At 63.9% G+C, this 15,439-nt stretch carries 15 protein-coding genes; 6 read left to right on the top strand and 9 right to left on the bottom strand.

Annotated elements, in window-relative coordinates:
* Positions 1–12: 12 nt before the first annotated feature.
* Positions 13–1,131: an efflux RND transporter periplasmic adaptor subunit gene (locus ACQZF9_RS15295; protein ID WP_428309825.1), complete on the bottom strand. Its 1,119-nt coding sequence runs from the start codon at positions 1,129–1,131 to the stop codon at positions 13–15.
* A gap of 76 nt (positions 1,132–1,207) precedes the next feature.
* On the opposite strand from ACQZF9_RS15295, the gene ACQZF9_RS15290 reads away from it, so the two are divergent.
* The gene (locus tag ACQZF9_RS15290; protein ID WP_428309824.1) at positions 1,208–1,855 is read left to right on the top strand and encodes a TetR/AcrR family transcriptional regulator; all 648 of its coding nucleotides are present in this window, start codon (positions 1,208–1,210) and stop codon (positions 1,853–1,855) included.
* Positions 1,856–2,031: 176 nt separating this feature from the next.
* On the opposite strand, the gene ACQZF9_RS15285 is transcribed toward ACQZF9_RS15290, so the two are convergent.
* From ACQZF9_RS15285 to ACQZF9_RS15275, 3 genes are read right to left on the bottom strand one after another with little or no spacing between them, the layout of a single operon-like run.
* Positions 2,032–3,177 carry an RDD family protein gene (locus tag ACQZF9_RS15285; protein WP_428309823.1) on the bottom strand — a complete coding sequence of 382 codons (1,146 nt, stop codon included), beginning with the start codon at positions 3,175–3,177 and terminating at the stop codon, positions 2,032–2,034.
* Positions 3,178–3,193: 16 nt separating this feature from the next.
* Positions 3,194–3,769: a hypothetical protein gene (locus ACQZF9_RS15280; RefSeq protein ID WP_428309822.1), complete on the bottom strand. Its 576-nt coding sequence runs from the start codon at positions 3,767–3,769 to the stop codon at positions 3,194–3,196.
* A gap of 33 nt (positions 3,770–3,802) precedes the next feature.
* Positions 3,803–4,105, bottom strand: a complete 303-nt coding sequence (locus ACQZF9_RS15275; RefSeq protein ID WP_428313504.1) for a hypothetical protein — start codon at positions 4,103–4,105, stop codon at positions 3,803–3,805.
* A gap of 62 nt (positions 4,106–4,167) precedes the next feature.
* Between ACQZF9_RS15275 and ACQZF9_RS15270 the strand changes: the two genes are divergently transcribed.
* Positions 4,168–5,103, top strand: coding sequence for a methyltransferase domain-containing protein (locus tag ACQZF9_RS15270; protein WP_428309821.1), 936 nt, complete (start codon positions 4,168–4,170; stop codon positions 5,101–5,103).
* A gap of 9 nt (positions 5,104–5,112) precedes the next feature.
* Here ACQZF9_RS15270 and ACQZF9_RS15265 read toward each other — a convergent pair whose 3' ends face one another.
* Positions 5,113–6,300, bottom strand: a complete 1,188-nt coding sequence (locus ACQZF9_RS15265; protein WP_428309820.1) for a glycosyl hydrolase family 28-related protein — start codon at positions 6,298–6,300, stop codon at positions 5,113–5,115.
* Between the two features lie 251 nt (positions 6,301–6,551).
* On the opposite strand from ACQZF9_RS15265, the gene ACQZF9_RS15260 reads away from it, so the two are divergent.
* A complete protein-coding gene (locus ACQZF9_RS15260; RefSeq protein WP_428309819.1) occupies positions 6,552–7,541 on the top strand; it encodes an IS5 family transposase in 990 nt (329 codons plus the stop codon).
* 144 nt (positions 7,542–7,685) lie between these two features.
* On the opposite strand, the gene ACQZF9_RS15255 is transcribed toward ACQZF9_RS15260, so the two are convergent.
* The 4 genes from ACQZF9_RS15255 to ACQZF9_RS15240 form a co-directional block, all read right to left on the bottom strand.
* The gene (locus tag ACQZF9_RS15255; RefSeq protein ID WP_428309818.1) at positions 7,686–9,296 is read right to left on the bottom strand and encodes a phytoene desaturase family protein; all 1,611 of its coding nucleotides are present in this window, start codon (positions 9,294–9,296) and stop codon (positions 7,686–7,688) included.
* A gap of 103 nt (positions 9,297–9,399) precedes the next feature.
* Positions 9,400–9,756, bottom strand: a complete 357-nt coding sequence (locus tag ACQZF9_RS15250) for a hypothetical protein (RefSeq protein WP_428309817.1) — start codon at positions 9,754–9,756, stop codon at positions 9,400–9,402.
* A gap of 28 nt (positions 9,757–9,784) precedes the next feature.
* Positions 9,785–10,159 carry an MAPEG family protein gene (locus ACQZF9_RS15245; RefSeq protein WP_428309816.1) on the bottom strand — a complete coding sequence of 125 codons (375 nt, stop codon included), beginning with the start codon at positions 10,157–10,159 and terminating at the stop codon, positions 9,785–9,787.
* Between the two features lie 9 nt (positions 10,160–10,168).
* A complete protein-coding gene (locus tag ACQZF9_RS15240; RefSeq protein ID WP_428309815.1) occupies positions 10,169–11,056 on the bottom strand; it encodes a phosphoribosylaminoimidazolesuccinocarboxamide synthase in 888 nt (295 codons plus the stop codon).
* A 116-nt stretch (positions 11,057–11,172) separates the two neighbouring features.
* Between ACQZF9_RS15240 and ACQZF9_RS15235 the strand changes: the two genes are divergently transcribed.
* The 3 genes from ACQZF9_RS15235 to ACQZF9_RS15225 all read left to right on the top strand — a co-directional run bounded on the left by ACQZF9_RS15235 (position 11,173) and on the right by ACQZF9_RS15225 (position 15,435).
* Positions 11,173–11,403, top strand: coding sequence for a hypothetical protein (locus ACQZF9_RS15235; protein ID WP_428309814.1), 231 nt, complete (start codon positions 11,173–11,175; stop codon positions 11,401–11,403).
* A 134-nt stretch (positions 11,404–11,537) separates the two neighbouring features.
* Positions 11,538–12,827, top strand: a complete 1,290-nt coding sequence (gene purD / locus ACQZF9_RS15230; RefSeq protein ID WP_428309813.1) for a phosphoribosylamine--glycine ligase — start codon at positions 11,538–11,540, stop codon at positions 12,825–12,827.
* Positions 12,828–12,942: 115 nt separating this feature from the next.
* The gene (locus ACQZF9_RS15225) at positions 12,943–15,435 is read left to right on the top strand and encodes a DUF1302 domain-containing protein (protein ID WP_428309812.1); all 2,493 of its coding nucleotides are present in this window, start codon (positions 12,943–12,945) and stop codon (positions 15,433–15,435) included.
* Positions 15,436–15,439: the final 4 nt, after the last annotated feature.

Genomic DNA, 15,439 nt, shown 5'->3' with positions numbered 1-15,439 from the left:
CCGGTGCTGCGGCTAGAGCGCGACAGGCGCGGTGCGATCGATCGCCTTGACCGGCATGCCGGGAATCAGCAGCTGCACACCGGCGGAGATCACCTGATCGGCCGGCTTGATGTCGCCGCTGACGATCGCCGAGTCGTTGAGCAGCTGCACGACGGTGACCGGCAGCGGCTGCGCGGTGGTGTTTTCCTTATCTCCTTGAACGCGCCAGATCACCGGCTTGCCCTGGGCGTCGCCGATCGCGCTCAGCGGCAAGCGCCACGAGGCCGCGCCCGGCGTGCTGCCGACCGACACATTCGCGGTCATGCCGAGTTTCACCTCGTCGTCGGCGGCGACGAAGCTCACGCGCGCTTCGTGGGTGCGCGTCTGCGCGCTCGCGGCGCTGGCGATTTCGCGCAGCCGGCCTTCGTAGAACTTGCCCGGAATCGCCCACAGCGAAATGCGCAGCGCCGTCGCCTTGCGCAGCGTTTCCACGGCCGCGCCTTCCGGCACGCTGATGCGCACTTCGCGCTCGCCGTCGCGCGCAAAACCGAGCACCGCCTGGCCGGCGCTGACCACCTGGCCGGCGTCGGCCTGGATGTCGGTGACGATGCCGTCCGAGTCTGCGATCAGGCTGGTGTACGCGGCCTGGTTGCGTACCACCGCGAACTGCGAGCGCTGCTGGTCGAGCCGCGCTTTCGCCAGGTCGAGTTCGTTGGCGCGCTGGTCGAGCAGCGACTTGCTGACGAAGCCGCGCTCGGACAGGTCGACGTAGCGCTTGTATTCGCTTTCGGCGAGCTTGGCGTCGGCTTCGGCAGACGCGACCGCGGCTTTCGAGGCCTCGACATTCAAACGTGCGTCGACCGGGTCGAGCACCGCCAGCACTTCGCCTTTTTTCACGCGTGCGCCGATGTCGACGCGGCGCTCGGTGATCTTGCCGGCGACGCGGAACGACAGCGGCGACTCGATGCGCGCGCGCACCGAGCCCGGGTAGGCCTCGCCGACCATCGCGCCCTGAGCCGGCGCCGGCGCGATCACCGCGACCGGCCGTGCGCTGGCCGCCGGCGGCGCCTCCTTGTGGCAGCCCGCAAGCGCCAGCAGCACCAGGGGAATCGCGATCGAAGCGCCAGCCTTGGTCTTGTTGCGGTGCTGCATTGTCTGTCTCCCTGTCGCAGCGCCCGTGCCGCTGCGGATGATGCTTATTTTCTGAACTACATAGTACATTAATGCAATGAGTCGTCACCCCACCCGCGACAAGCCTGCTGACAAGACCGTGCGCCTCGGCCGGCCGCCGGACGCCGACAAGCGCCTGGCGGTGATCGAGGCCGCCAAGCAGCTGTTCGCGATCGACGGCCTGCAAGGCACCAGCATGGACGCGATCGCGCGTCTTGCCGGCGTCTCCAAGGTCACGCTGTACCGCTACTTCACCGACAAGGACGCGCTGTTCCGCGAATCGGTGGCGCAGGCCTGCGCCCGGTCCGCGCCGGACGGCTGGGAGCTGCTCGGCGGCAGCCTGAAACAGCGGCTGACGCGCATCGCCGAGGACTTCTTCGACCTGATCACCAGCGAGCAGGCGATGAGCCTGTACCGGCTGATGGCCTCGAATCCGCGCCGGCATCGCAAGCTGTCGCTGCTGTTCTGGGATGCCGGCCCCGAGGCGATCATGCAGCGCTTCGCCCAGCTGCTCGATGCCGCCCGCGCCGCCGGCGAACTGCAGGTCACCGACAGCCGCGCCGCCGCCGCGCACTTCTTCTTCCTGGTCAAGGCCGAGCTGCACATGCAACTGCTGATCGGCGTCGTCGACAAGGTCGCGCCGGCGAAGCGGCGCGCGCATATCGACGAGGCGGTGGCGGTGTTTCTGCGGGCCTATGCGCGCTGATTACCAGAGCGTCACAACAACCCCGTTCGTCCCGAGTAGCGGGCTTGCCCGCGTATCGAGGGACCGTGCCGGGCTCGCAAGCGGTCGGCTCCCTCGATACGACCACTGCGTGGCCTACTCGGGACGAACGGAGTGGGGCCAGGGCATCGAGATAAAAACCTCGGGCGTGACCCGCGCTATGCCTTCTTCCCGATCTTCAACTGCGACAGATCCACGTCGCGAATCACCGCGGTGAACGACAGCTGGTCCTGCACCGCCTGGCGGTTCGGATCCCAGTAAATCTGCAGGAAGCCGAGCAGGCCGGTGGTCAGGCCGGCGGCATAGCCGCCGTAGCGGCCGAAGCTCATCCAGTAGGACAGCGGCTTGCCGCTCAGATGCACGACGCGGATTTTCATCATCCGCTTGCCCGGCGTCTGCCCGGCCCACAAGGTGGTGAAGAACGTGAAATACGCGGCGGCCCAGCCGGCCGACAGGCCCAGGTCGTCGATCAGGCCGTAGAGCTGCTTGAGGATGCTGTACTCGGGTTTCGGATTGTCTTTCGCCGCTTTTTCCTCGGCGGAGGGTTCGGGTTTTTCGATCGCCGCGTCGGCAGCGGCGGCTTTCTGCGGCGAGCCGGGCTCGGCTTCGGCCTGATTCAGGCTGTCGGCGGCGGCCGCTTTCAGGCTCGTGCGTTCGGCTTCGTCGCCTACGATTTCGTCGATCAGCTCGTCGAGCTTGTCGCGCTTCACCGCGGTGTCGCCCTCGGTTTCGCTGATCGCCGCGCCCATGCCCTGCGCGGCCTCGCGGCGGCATTCGGCGTCGTCGCAGGCTTTCAGCGCGATCACGGCGGCGCCCAAAGCCAGGCCGTCGACGCCGCTGATGCTCAGCGCCTTGGTCGGCGCGGCGTCGTCATCGTCGTCGTCGAGGTCGGGCATGTAGCGCTCCCATACCGGCTGCAGCACGCTGACCGCCAGCGAGAAGATCAGGATCGCCAGGATCAGCCGCGCCGGCGTACTCAGGCCGCGGCCGATGCGGCTGCTCGGCCGATAGCGGTTCTTCAGCCAGCTGTAGGCGAAGACCGCGACCAGCGCCGCCAGCACGACGCCGCCGGTCTTGGCGAGGAAGAACACCAGCGCCAGGTCGACGCCGATCGCGAGCGCGCGCTGCTTCGGCGCGGCCAGCGGCAGGCCAAGCAGCTGCGGCGCGATGCGGAAGGCATGCGGCGTGATGATGTCGCGCGGATCGTGAGCCGGCGCGGCGAAAGCCTCGTTTTCCGACGGCCGCCGTTCCCAGCTCGGCTCGGTGTCGACCAGCGGCGGCTTCGAGTCGGGCGGTGTTTTCATCGCGCGCTGCGACGGCTCAGGCGTGCACGCGGAAGGCGTCGAGCTGCAGGCCGGCGATGCTGATCTGCTGCGGCTCCAGCGCGTAGTGATGCGAGGCGCCGAGCGCATCGGCGAACGCGCGGCTGGCCAGGATCTCTCCGGTATCGGCGACGTCTTCACCGAGCTTGAACGCGGTGTTGACCGCGTCGCCGTGCGCGTCGGTGTTCGCAATCAGCAGAATGCGGCCGTAGCTCAGGCCGATGCTGACCGGCTGCGCGCGCGTATCGTTCATCATCAGGTGGCGCATTTTCACAGCGGCTTTCATCGCCTCTTTGGCATCGGCAAAAGCGGCGAGCAGGTTATCGGCCTCGAACTTGACCACTTCGCCGCCGTGCTCGACCACCACCGGTGCGGTGACCGCGTGCATGCGCCGGATGCGGCACAGGTAGGACAGCACACCGTCGCGGCGCACGGATACCGAGAACTTGCTCATGTCCAGCGCCAGCACCGCGCGCATCACGCCGTAGCGCTGCCAGATTTCCGCTTCCATGGTCTCGCGCGTTTCGGTGTCGGCGTCGGAATAACGATCGATCGCCGCAAAAAAAGCTTGCATGTCTCTCACAGCCGGTTCCATCCCCAAGCCCGCTCAGTCCTGCAAAATTGCTGTCGCTGCATTGCGCCCGCAGGCTCCCATCACGCCGCCGCCCGGATGCGCCGCGGCGCCACAAAGATAAAGCCCCTTGACCGGCGTGCGGTAGTCGCCCCAGCCCGGCACCGGGCGGAACGCGAACAGCTGGTGCAGCCAAAATCTGCGAGCATCCGGCCTTGAGCAGTTGTTCGACTTGAGCGGTGATATTCCCGCCTCCCATTGTGCCAGCGGTGCGGGCGTAACCAATGATTTGGTTTTGCATGTGTCGATCTCCTTTAATCGACCATTGCCAATAAGCAACAATAAAGCAAGCTAAAACAATACTATATGCGATTTTAGACCTGCCATCGTATGATGGCTGAATGGAAACCTTGACAACCGCAGTCTCGCGCGCCCTTAACCGGCTACGCGCGGCGTTCGAGCCATCAGTTCCGCAAACGTCCGTCGGACAAAGCGGCGTGGATTTGGGCGCATCCGAATCTTGTGAGCCCCGCGTCGACGAAGAACAAAACACGCGGCTTCGCCCAGATATTGCCGCTGCAAAGGCCATAAAGCTCGCTAGAATCGAGCCCATTCTCAATTTCGATATGCCACATCGAAGAACCGATCGGAATTTCGATTTCTTGAGCCAGACACTCCGAGACGAATTCAACATCGTTGAAACGGACGCCGTATCCGAACACGATTATGATCCATTCGCTCTTCGGCTAATCGAAGGCGCGAAGGATGGGCTTGTCTTGGATTGCGGCGCAGGTCGCAGGGGGCGCTATTTCGATAACGTCGTGAATTTCGAAATCGTCGCCTACGAGACCACAGACGTTCTTGGGGTGGGAGAACGTCTGCCGTTTAAGGATAATTCTTTTGATGGCGCGCTATCGCTCAACGTCCTTGAACATGTACGCGATCCTTTTACGTGCGCCTCTGAAATAGCGCGCGTCATGAAACCGGGAGCAAAACTCTACTGCGTCGTTCCATTTCTGCAACATCTGCATGCTTATCCGCACCACTACTACAACATGACAGCACTCGGACTTCGAAACCTATTCGAGAAGACGTTAAAAATCGAAAAGCAAGAAATGATTGCAAGCGGCCTCCCGATCTGGGGCTTGAGCACAATGCTTTCGAGTTGGGCGGAAGGCCTCAGCGGTGAGACAAAGGAAAAGTTCCTGAAGATGAAGGTTTCCGATTTTCTGATAAATCCGGTCTCTTCTTTGGATAAGCCTTTCGTAAAAGAGCTTTCGCGCGAAAAGAACTTCGAACTTGCCTGTACAACCGCTCTCTTTGCGCGAAAGCCTTGATCTGGATAGCTAGGGCGTTCCGGCACCCCAGCCGAAGACGGTGTTGCTGCCTTGATTTAGAGCATTGGTCGTACAGCCGTTGAAGACATTCTGAGCAACAAAATTAGCTTGCGTTCCCGTTTGGAGCCAAACGCAGGTAATGCCGGACAGGAAGTGATTGTTTACAACGGAACTGTGTGAAACATTCGCTTGTAGTACGACACCGTTCGAACCCGATCCAGTTTGTGTCCCGTGAAATACGTTCGAATTGATCAGAACGTTAATCGGGTTGCCGGTTACCCTAATACCGACACCGCCAGAATCCGTCGTCTGAATTTCGTTGTTCGCGTAGACCGAGTTCAATGCTTCGGAGTCGATGCCAAAAAGGTGCGCATTGATATGGCTCCCGCGAACAAAAGTGACGGGCTCGGAATCTGCCGTGTTGACATACACGCCGGTGCCAACATTCACGAAGGTACTACTGTCGATGTAGATTCCCTCCGGCCCCGATCCGGTGCCAGCGACACCGCCCTGCACAATCACGCCTCTATTGGCGGCGTAGACGTTTAGGTTGCGAATTTTATGTTCAGTCGAATTGTTGTTGCTGATGATCTGCAACCCTTTATCCATCACTGAATAGCTGATTGAGGGCGCGCCTACCATCGTCACGTCTTCAATAACGCTTTGTCTTGCGCCAGTGAGGACAATTCCGCTGCCCCAGTACTGCGTAAATGAAGTCCCCCGGATTTCGACCTCCTTAATGTACGCCGTGATCGCGTACTGCCCATTCGCTTCAGGCCAGGTCGCTACAATTGCCGATCCGCCGTTAGCGAGTTGCGTCCGAAGCGTCAGCTTGGATATGGAAAGTTCACGGCCATCATCGGCGCCACTAGGCGACGACAACACGGTCGGGGCATACCTGATACCGCCAACCGCCGTCCATTCCAACGTGGAGATACCGATACCATCGCCTTGTAGAGACACCCGCTTGTCGGGAAGGTTGAGTTTGCCAGCAAGTCGGTAATTTCCGGGTGGAAAGTAGACAACGCCGCCTCTTGCCGGAAGCGCTGCTACCGCGCTGTTAATCGCGCTTAGATCGTCTACGGTATCGTTACCGTTTGCGCCGTAATCGGCGACGTTGATCCACGATTGAGCGTAAGTCGGCCACGCCAGTATCGAGGCGGTAATGGCCAACACATATTTCAACTTTTTGAGCATGAGTTCCTCCCATGTAGTACACACCGGACTGCTTTAGAGTGTTGCTTTGTTGTGCCAGACATGTTTACGTCCCTTCCGTGAAGGCTGGTAGTCGAGCCGCCGCTCGTAGAAATACTGACCGCACGCGCTCCGAATAAGATTCCGAGCCATCACCGCATGCCCGACTATCCTAGGGAAGGTCTGAAAAACCCATTGCGAGTGGCGTGATGGTTGCTGCGATCTGTGGCTAGAAAAGAATCGGAGCGGAAGCAATGCAGTTGAGTTTCGGGGACGCGGAGTACGCGGGCAAGCGAAAACGGACACGTCGGGAGATTTTCCTGGCCGAGATGGACCAGGTGGTTCCGTGGAAGTCGCTGCTGTCGCTGATCGAGCCGGTGTATCCGGTGGGCGGCAATGGACGGCCGCCGTATCCGCTGGCGACGATGCTGCGAATCCACCTGATGCAGAACTGGTTCGGATTGTCGGATCCGGCGATGGAAGAGGCGCTGTATGAAGTCGCCTCGATGCGTCAGTTCGCGGGGCTGTCGCTGACACGGCCGATTCCAGACGAGACCACGATCCTGAATTTCCGGCGCCTGCTGGAAACCTATGGACTAGCGCTGGAGCTCTTCACCCGGATCAATGCCTACCTGGGGCGCAAAGGCTTGCTGCTCAAGCGCGGCAGCATGGTGGATGCCACGATCATTTCGGCGCCGAGTTCGACCAAGAACGCCGACGGTGAGCGCGATCCCGAGATGCACCAGACCAAGAAAGGCAATCAGTACTTTTTCGGCATGAAGGCGCACATCGGCGCGGACGTGGATTCTGGCTTGGTGCACACCGTGGTGGTAACCGCTGCCAATGAAGCCGACATCGCGGTGGTGGACGAGTTGCTGCACGGCAGGGAGCAAGTGGTCTATGCAGACGCCGGCTACACGGGCGCGGAGAAACGGGTGGTGAAGAAACATCTGCAGTGGCAGATCGCGGCTCGCTCAAGCCGGATTCGTGCGATGCCGGAAGGCAGTCAAAAGCGCGCGGCTCAGCAGGCGGAATATGCCAAGGCTCGCGTTCGCGCCTTCGTCGAGCATCCGTTTCGCGTAATCAAGCGGCAGTTCGGCTACAACAAGGTGCGCTTCAAGGGCCTGGCGAAAAACACGGCGCAGGTGATGACCCTGTTTGCGCTGTCGAATCTGTGGATGGTGCGAAAGAAATTGCTGTCGATGACGGGGGAATTGCGCCCGCTGATACTCAATGTGGGATGAATTGTCACCGGTAAGCGTCTTTTGATCAGCTCAGGCCGATAAATGAATCAGTCGGCTTCGCAGAAAACAATCATGAAGGCAGCGCCGCAGTCACCGCTTCGACTTTCGGTGAGTTATTCAGAGGTTCCCTAGTGCTTCAGTGGACTATTCCTGCAAAATTGCTGTCGCTGCATTGCGCCCGCAGGCTCCCATCACGCCGCCGCCCGGATGCGCCGCGGCGCCACAAAGATAAAGCCCCTTGACCGGCGTGCGGTAGTCGCCCCAGCCCGGCACCGGGCGGAACGCGAACAGCTGGTGCAGCGGCATCGCGCCCTGAAAGATGTTGCCGCCGGTCAGACCGAATCGCGCTTCCAGGTCCGGTGGCGCCAGCGTCTGGCGATGCAGGATCGAGTTGCGGAAGTTCGGCGCGAAGCGCGTTATTTCGTCGACGACCCGGTCGGCGAAGACTTCGCGCTGCTCGTTCCATGTGGTGCCGGCGAGCGAGTACGGCGCGTACTGCACGAACAGTCCGACGATGTGATGTCCGCTCGGCGCCAGGGTCTTGTCGACGCTGCTCGGGATCGTCATTTCGATCACCGGCCGCTCGCTCGGATAGCCGCGGCGTGCATCCTCGTAGGCGCGCTCGATGTACTCCGGCGTCGCGCCGATATGGATCGTGCCGTGATGCTGCGGGCCGGGTTCGCCGTCCTGATTCGGCGCGGCGATGAAGTCCGGCAGCTCCGACACGGCGAGATTGATCTTGACGCTGGCCGAGGCGTAATCGATGCGTTTGACGGCCGCGTCGAACGCCTTCGACAAGGTGCCCGGGGCGAGCAGCTTGCCGAACGTCACCGCGGCGGTTGCATTGGAGATCACGCGGCGCGCGGTGATGCGCTCGCCGCCGGCCAGCTCGACGCCGACGGCGCGGCCGTTGTCGACCAGGATCTGCTCGACCTGCGCGTTGACGACGATGTCGACGCCGAGCGCCTGCGCGGCCCGCGCCATCGCCGTGCTCAGCGCGCCCATACCGCCTTCGACATAGCCCCAGACGCCGCGGGCGCCGCCGGCCATGCCCATCACGTGATGCAGCAGCACGTAGCCGGTGCCGGGCGCCGACGGCGGCGCGAAGGTGCCGATGATCGCGTCGGTGGCCAGCGTGCCCTTGAGTTCGTCGGACTCGAACCAGCGATCGAGGATCGGCGTCGCCGGGCCGGTCAGCAGCTCGATCGCCTCGGGCAGATCGGCGCCCAGCGACTTCATCGCGCCGTACAGCGAGCGGCCCTGCTTCAGATTCCTCAGCTTCTCCATCAGGCCGCGCTTGCGCCAGCTCGGCGGCAGCGGCAGCAGCTCCGGCGGCGTGTCCATCAGCGCTGGCTCCAGCGTCTCGGCGATGCGCGACAGGAAGGCTTCGTAGCGCGGATAGGCGTCGGCGTCGCGCGCCGAGAACTTGGCGATTTCGCGGTGATTCAGCGCCGCGTCCGGGCCCATCAGCAACGAGCGGCCGTCCTCGAATGGCGTGAATGAGGAGGGGCTGCGCGGCAGCACCCGGTAGCCGTGCTCGCGCAGTTTCAGCTCGCGCTCGACTTCGGGCAGCAGCAGGCTGACGACGTAGCTCGCGGTGGAGCAGCGATAGCCCGGCGCCAGCTCCTCGGTGACCGCGGCGCCGCCGATCAGCGGCCGCCGCTCCAGCACCAGCACACGCTCGCCGGCGCGCGCGAGGTAAGCTGCGCAGACCAGGCCATTGTGGCCGCCGCCGATGATGATCGCGTCGTACATGCGGCTATCCTAAAGCAGCGGTGGTGATGGCACCTGTAGGAGCGGACCCTGTCCGCGACTCTGGCCTCGAAGTCTCAGTCGCGGACAGGGTCCGCTCCTACCGCTACGACGTCTGAGCGTCGTCGGATTTCTTCGCGCGCCGCGGCTTCTTCACCACCGCGGCGGTTTTCTTGCGGGCCGCACGCGGCTTCTTCACCGGCACGACCGCCACCTCGACTGGTTCCTCGCCGCCGTCGCGATCCCGCCCCATCGCGCCGCGCAGCAGCTTCCAGGTCGGGTTGCGACGGATCAGGTCGAGACTGCTCTGCAGTACCGCGGCCGGGTCGAAGCTGTCGCTGGCGGCGCCGACTTTCTCGCGCAGGAAGCGCACCACGTCGTCCTGAAGGCCGGCGACATCGGGCAGGCCGAGGAAGCGGCGCAGCTCTTCGGGCTTGACGTCGATTTCGATCTTGATCTGCATCAGCGGCTCCCGAGGACGAGTGAAGGAATCAGGCAGAGATCACGAACAGGCCGACGATGCAGCCGATGCTGCCGAACCACATCAGCGAGCGCAGCGTCGCCAGATCGGCCAGATAACAGGCGCCGAATGCGAGGCGAAACACAAGGTAGGCGATCGCAAACGCATCGATCCGCCCCTGCGCCGCCACGTGCAGCATCTGCGCGACGATCACTGCAGCGGCGAACGCCGGATAAGTCTCGAACGCGTTCTGCTGTACCGCGTTGGCGCGACCGCGCCAGCCGGTGGTCGCGGCCAGGTATTCGCGCGGCCGGGCGTTGTCGAAGCGCTTGCTGAACTTGGCCGCCAGCGTGAACGGGAACGGCAGCAGCGCCGCGATCAGGACGCACCACAGGGCGAGTGTCATCGTGGCTCCTTATGTCGTGGTCAGCAGCCGCTGTGCTTCGCGATAGGTCGCGCCGGTGCGCTCGATGATGTCGGCCGGCAGCTGCGGGCCGGGCGCGGTCTTGTTCCAGTCCAGCGTTTCCAGGTAATCGCGGACGATCTGCTTGTCGAAGCTCGGCGGGCTGATGCCAGGGCGATAGGTGCTGGCCGGCCAGAAGCGCGAGGAATCCGGCGTCAGCACTTCGTCGATCAGATGCAGCTTGCCGTTTTCGTCCAGGCCGAATTCGAACTTGGTGTCGGCGATGATGATGCCGCGCGCGCGGGCGTATTCGGATGCCTCTTTGTAGATTTGCAGCGTCACGTCGCGCAGCTGGTTGGCCAGCTCGCTGCCGAGGCGGCGCGTCACTTCGGCAAAGTCGATGTTCTCGTCGTGGCTGCCGACCGGCGCCTTGTCGGCCGGCGTGAAGATCGGCTCCGGCAGCTGGTCGGCGATCTGCAGCCCGGCCGGCAGCGCGATGCCGCAGACCTTGCCGCTGGCCTTGTAGTCCTTCCAGCCGGAGCCGATCAGATAGCCGCGCGCGACGCACTCCACCGGGATCGCCTTGAGCTTGCGCACGATCACGGCGCGCCCCGAGCACTGCGCGATCTCGTCCGGTGTCAGCCGGTCTTCCAGGCGCATCTGCGGCGCCATCTGGTTCGGCAGCAGGCTGGCGAAGCGCTGCATCCAGAATTCGGTCAGTGCCTGCAGCACCGCGCCCTTGCCGGGGATGGGTTGGGGCAGGATCACGTCGAACGCGGACAGCCGGTCGCTGGTGACGATCAGCATGTGCGAGTCGCCGACGGCGTAGATGTCGCGGACCTTGCCGCGGTGGATCCGCGGCAGGCTGTCGATGCGGGATTCGAACAGGGCTGAACTCATGCGTAGAGCACCGGCGGCGGTGGGATTCGGGTGAGCCGGCATGATACGCGAGGCCGGCGTGGTGTCCGAAGTCTTGCCTTTGGCCGCATAATCGCGCGATCTGGGAGAGACTGCCGATGTTGACGATGTTCGCAGAGATGGCGCTGTACGCACTGGGTGCGGCGCTGCTCGTTTATCTGGTCTACACGCTGTTCCTGTCGGGCGGCGCCAAGGCCGGTCAGCAGGAGCCGAAGAAGCACCGGCGTTTCGAGCGCCGCGAAGGCGAGCGCGGCGATCGCCGCAAGGCCGACGTCGGCCCGCCGCCGGGCGTCGAAGACCGTCGCAAGGACTCGCGGCGCAACCGCTAGCGATTGATAGATTCCCTCCCCCGCGAGCGGGGGAGAGCCAGGGTGGAGCGGAAGTCGCGGCGCTAACCTGTGCAGGCCCCCATCCCGACCTTCCCCCGCAAGCGGGGGAAGGAGCAAAAGCCCGAGGAGATCGCATGATTCGCAGGGACAAGAAAATTCTGGTGATCGGTAGCGGCGGGCGTGAGCACGCGCTGGCCTGGAAGCTGGCCGCATCGCCGCGTGTTGCCGAGGTGGTGGTGGCGCCGGGCAATCCGGGCACCGCGTCCGAACCGCGCTGTCGCAACGTCGCCGTCGCGGTCGACGACATCGCCGGCCTGGTCGAACTGGCGCGCCGCGAGTCGGTGGCGCTGACCGTGGTCGGCCCCGAAGTGCCGCTGTCGCTGGGCGTGGTCGACGCATTCGAAGAAGCCGGTTTGCGTATCTTCGGGCCGACGCGCGAGGCCGCACAGCTGGAGTCGTCGAAGGCCTTTTCCAAGGACTTTCTCGCGCGCCACAAAATCCCGACGGCGCAGTACCGCGTATTCAACGAACTCGACGCGGCACTGGCGTATATCGACGAGCGCGGCGCGCCCATCGTGATCAAGGCCGATGGCCTGGCCGCCGGCAAGGGCGTGGTCGTCGCCACCAGCGTCGCCGAGGCCCAGGCCGCGGCGCGCGACATGCTCGGCGGCAGTCTGCTTGGCAAGGCCGGCGCGCGGGTCGTCGTCGAGGATTTTCTCGACGGCGAGGAGGCGAGCTTCATCGTCGTCGCCGGCGGCACCGACTATGTCGCACTGGCGACGTCGCAGGATCACAAGCGCATCTTCGACGGCGACCTCGGCCCCAACACCGGCGGCATGGGCGCGTATTCGCCGGCACCGGTGGTGACGCCGGCGATCCACGAGCGCGTCTGCCGCGAGGTGATCGAGCCGACGCTGCGCGCGATGCAGGCCGAGGGCCGGCCGTTCACCGGCTTTCTGTATGCCGGCCTGATGATCGATACACGCGGCGGCATCAAGGTGCTGGAGTTCAATACGCGCATGGGGGATCCCGAGACGCAGCCGATTCTGTTCCGTATGGAAAGCGATCTGCTGGAACTGCTCGACGCGGCGCTCGAACAGCGCCTGCCGCGGATCAGCGTGCAGTGGAGCGCGCAGCCGGCGATCGGCGTGGTGCTCGCGGCCGCGGGTTATCCGGCCGAGGTGAAGAAGGGCGACGCGATCCACGGCCTCGATGCGGACCTGTCCGGCGCCAAGGTGTTCCAGGCCGGCACGGCGCAGAGCGGTGACGCGGTCGTGACATCGGGTGGACGCGTGTTGTGCGTGGTCGCCAGCGGCGACACACTCGCGGCGGCGAGCAGCAAAGCCTATGCGGCCATCGACAGGATCAGCTGGGATGGCATGCAGTTCCGGCGCGACATCGGGCATCGCGCCTTGCATCGCTGAAACTCGCGGCGGCATCCGGTGGGATGGACTGCAACGCCGCGTCGTTCAGTCTCTACAGTCAAGCCGGCCTGCCTGTTGTCGGCACTAGAATCTTGAATCGCGAAGGGGAGAAGCCATGGTCGGCATTGCATCGACGGCGTTTGGGGCCAGACTGCGTCTGGGATATTTTTTTATTGCCGCGACGCTGCTCGCGTCGGCACCGGTGCGCGCGCTGGAAGTCAACTTCGGCGACATCAGCGGCACCCTGAACACCAACCTGACGTTCGGTGCGCAGATGCGCATGGAGAGCCAGGCCAACGACCTGATCGGCAAATCCAATCTCGATCCGAACGTCTGCGGCGTCGTCAACGGCGTCAACTACCAGAGCTGCCAGGCGGTGTTCCGCGACCAGATCTTTCCGTCGCAGAAACTCGTCGCCGCGCCCGGCGCCAGCGGCATGCGCGCCGACGACGGCGACCTCAATTACGACAAGCACGACCTGACCCAGGCCGTGGCGATGGCGGCCCAGGATCTGACGCTGCACTGGGGCGAATACGGCCTGTTCGCGCGCTGGCTGTATTTCTATGACTTCGTCAACAACGACTTCATGGAAACGCGGCCCAACATCATCACACCCGACAATGTCGGCAGCGTCGGCATCACCGGTGATCGCGAAGCCAACCGCTATTTCAGCCGCGTCTACGGCGCCGGCGGCCGCGAGAAGATCAAGCGCAGCGACGGCGAGATCCTGCGCCAGGTCGGCACCGACTTCCAGCTGATGGACATCAACGTCTTCGGCAAATTTCCGTTGTGGAACGACAAGGAAGTCAACTGGAAAATCGGCCGCCAGAACCTGAACTGGGGCGAGAGCACCACGCTGGTGGTCAACAGCCTCAACAACATCAACCCGCCGAACGCGAACAACCTGTACCGCACCGGCATGCAGCTCGACCAGGTGTTCCAGCCGGTCGGCATGGTCACGTTCTCCGGCGACGCCTTCGCCAACATCCAGTACGAAGTGTTCTACCAGTTCGAGTGGCGGCCGCTGGAAGCGCCGGCGCCGGGCAGCTATATGTCGTTCGCCGACCTCGGCACCAACTACGCACGCGACTACGCCAATCTCAGCTTCGGCGGCTCGGCCGACGATGTCGCCGGCCTCGGCACGCCGCTGGATTCGCCGCTGGCGCTGATCACGCCGACCAGCACGCGCGCGCAGCGCGACCCGGACCGCGAGCCGTCCAATGGCGGCCAGTACGGCTTTTCGCTGAAGTACTACGCCGAGAACATCAACAGCGGCACCGAGTTCGGGTTCTATTTCATGAACTACCACTCGCGCTTGCCCTACGTCAGCTTCAAGGCCACCGACGCCAGCTGCGCGCGCCGCGAAGGCAATCCTTACGGCAACGACGCGCACAACACGCTGGAGTTCTTCCGCGACTGCGGCAACCTGCCGGCGTACAACGCGCAGTCGCTGTCGCAGGTGCTGAGTCAGGCCGGCATCCTGCTAGTGCAGAAGCCGGGTGCGCTCGCCGACTTCGGTACCAATCTCGGCGGCCTGCTGGCGGCGGTCGTGCCCAACCCCGATCAGCCGCTGTCGGATGCGGTGCCGCTGGATAGCGGCCGCGTGTTCTTCGAATATCCGGAGGACATCCAGCTCTACGGCTGGAGCTTCAACACCGCCTATGGCGACTACTCGTTCCAGGGTGAAGTCGCGTATCGGCCGAACCTGCCGCTGCAGGTCGCGATCACCGATCTGGAATTCGCCGCCGCCGGCCCGACGCTGACGCGCTGCCACGACGAGAGCCTGAACTGCGCCGGCACCACCGGCGGTCGCGGTACCGACTCCACTGGCAACCTGATCACCTATGGAAGCAGCGACTTCCTCGACGCCAATGGCAACAACCCGTTCCCGGACACGATCAACCTGATCGTCGGCGCCGCGCCGGGCTCGGCGCGCTCGTTCCCGAGCTTCGTTGTGCCGTATCGCGGCGGCACTCTGGGCGAGACCGCGCCGAACAGCTACATCCGCGGCTACGAGCGCTTCGACGTGCTGCAGTACAACCTTGGCGTTACGCGCGTGCTCAGCGGCACCGAAAACTGGATCGGCGCGGACCAGATCCAGATCGTCGGCGAAGTCGGCGCGACGCATGTGCCGGGCCTGCCGTCCTACGACCGGCTGCAGATCGAATCACCGGGCGTGTACTACCACGCGTCCGCCGGCGCCGACGGCAGCGGTGCCGACGGCTCCAAGCAGGCCTGCTCGACCAACCCGACCTGCTCGGTCGGCCCCGACGGCGCGCGCTTCAATCCTCACCAGGCCAACCTCGACGACCTGGTCGACAAGTTTTCCTGGGGCTATCGCCTGATCGCGATCATCAAGTACGAAAGCGTGCTGCCGGGCATCAGCCTGTCGCCTTTCATCCTGTTCGGCCACGACGTCAACGGCACCGCGCCGGGGCCGGCGGAGAACTTCGTCGAGGATCGCAAGCAGGCTCAGCTGACCGTGGAGACACGCTACCGCGACGCGCTGTCGTTCACGGTGGGCTACTCGTGGTTCTGGGGTGGCGGCTACACCAACGTCTACCGCGACCGCGATTTTGCGCAGGCTTACGTGCGCTACCAGTTCTAATGGG

Source organism: Hydrocarboniphaga sp., assembly GCF_965279055.1.
GTDB lineage: Bacteria > Pseudomonadota > Gammaproteobacteria > Nevskiales > Nevskiaceae > Hydrocarboniphaga.
This window is presented reverse-complemented; position numbering and strand designations above follow the sequence as displayed.

Excerpts from the sequence above, each read along its gene's own strand:
- ACQZF9_RS15295 (WP_428309825.1), bottom strand. The coding sequence starts at position 1,131 with ATGCAGCACCGCAACAAGACCAAGGCTGGCGCTTCGATCGCGATTCCC.
- ACQZF9_RS15290 (WP_428309824.1), top strand. The coding sequence starts at position 1,208 with ATGAGTCGTCACCCCACCCGCGACAAGCCTGCTGACAAGACCGTGCGC.
- ACQZF9_RS15285 (WP_428309823.1), bottom strand. The coding sequence starts at position 3,177 with ATGAAAACACCGCCCGACTCGAAGCCGCCGCTGGTCGACACCGAGCCG.
- ACQZF9_RS15280 (WP_428309822.1), bottom strand. The coding sequence starts at position 3,769 with ATGCAAGCTTTTTTTGCGGCGATCGATCGTTATTCCGACGCCGACACC.
- ACQZF9_RS15270 (WP_428309821.1), top strand. The coding sequence starts at position 4,168 with ATGGAAACCTTGACAACCGCAGTCTCGCGCGCCCTTAACCGGCTACGC.
- ACQZF9_RS15265 (WP_428309820.1), bottom strand. The coding sequence starts at position 6,300 with ATGCTCAAAAAGTTGAAATATGTGTTGGCCATTACCGCCTCGATACTG.
- ACQZF9_RS15260 (WP_428309819.1), top strand. The coding sequence starts at position 6,552 with ATGCAGTTGAGTTTCGGGGACGCGGAGTACGCGGGCAAGCGAAAACGG.
- ACQZF9_RS15255 (WP_428309818.1), bottom strand. The coding sequence starts at position 9,296 with ATGTACGACGCGATCATCATCGGCGGCGGCCACAATGGCCTGGTCTGC.
- ACQZF9_RS15250 (WP_428309817.1), bottom strand. The coding sequence starts at position 9,756 with ATGCAGATCAAGATCGAAATCGACGTCAAGCCCGAAGAGCTGCGCCGC.
- ACQZF9_RS15245 (WP_428309816.1), bottom strand. The coding sequence starts at position 10,159 with ATGACACTCGCCCTGTGGTGCGTCCTGATCGCGGCGCTGCTGCCGTTC.
- ACQZF9_RS15240 (WP_428309815.1), bottom strand. The coding sequence starts at position 11,056 with ATGAGTTCAGCCCTGTTCGAATCCCGCATCGACAGCCTGCCGCGGATC.
- ACQZF9_RS15235 (WP_428309814.1), top strand. The coding sequence starts at position 11,173 with ATGTTGACGATGTTCGCAGAGATGGCGCTGTACGCACTGGGTGCGGCG.
- purD (WP_428309813.1), top strand. The coding sequence starts at position 11,538 with ATGATTCGCAGGGACAAGAAAATTCTGGTGATCGGTAGCGGCGGGCGT.
- ACQZF9_RS15225 (WP_428309812.1), top strand. The coding sequence starts at position 12,943 with ATGGTCGGCATTGCATCGACGGCGTTTGGGGCCAGACTGCGTCTGGGA.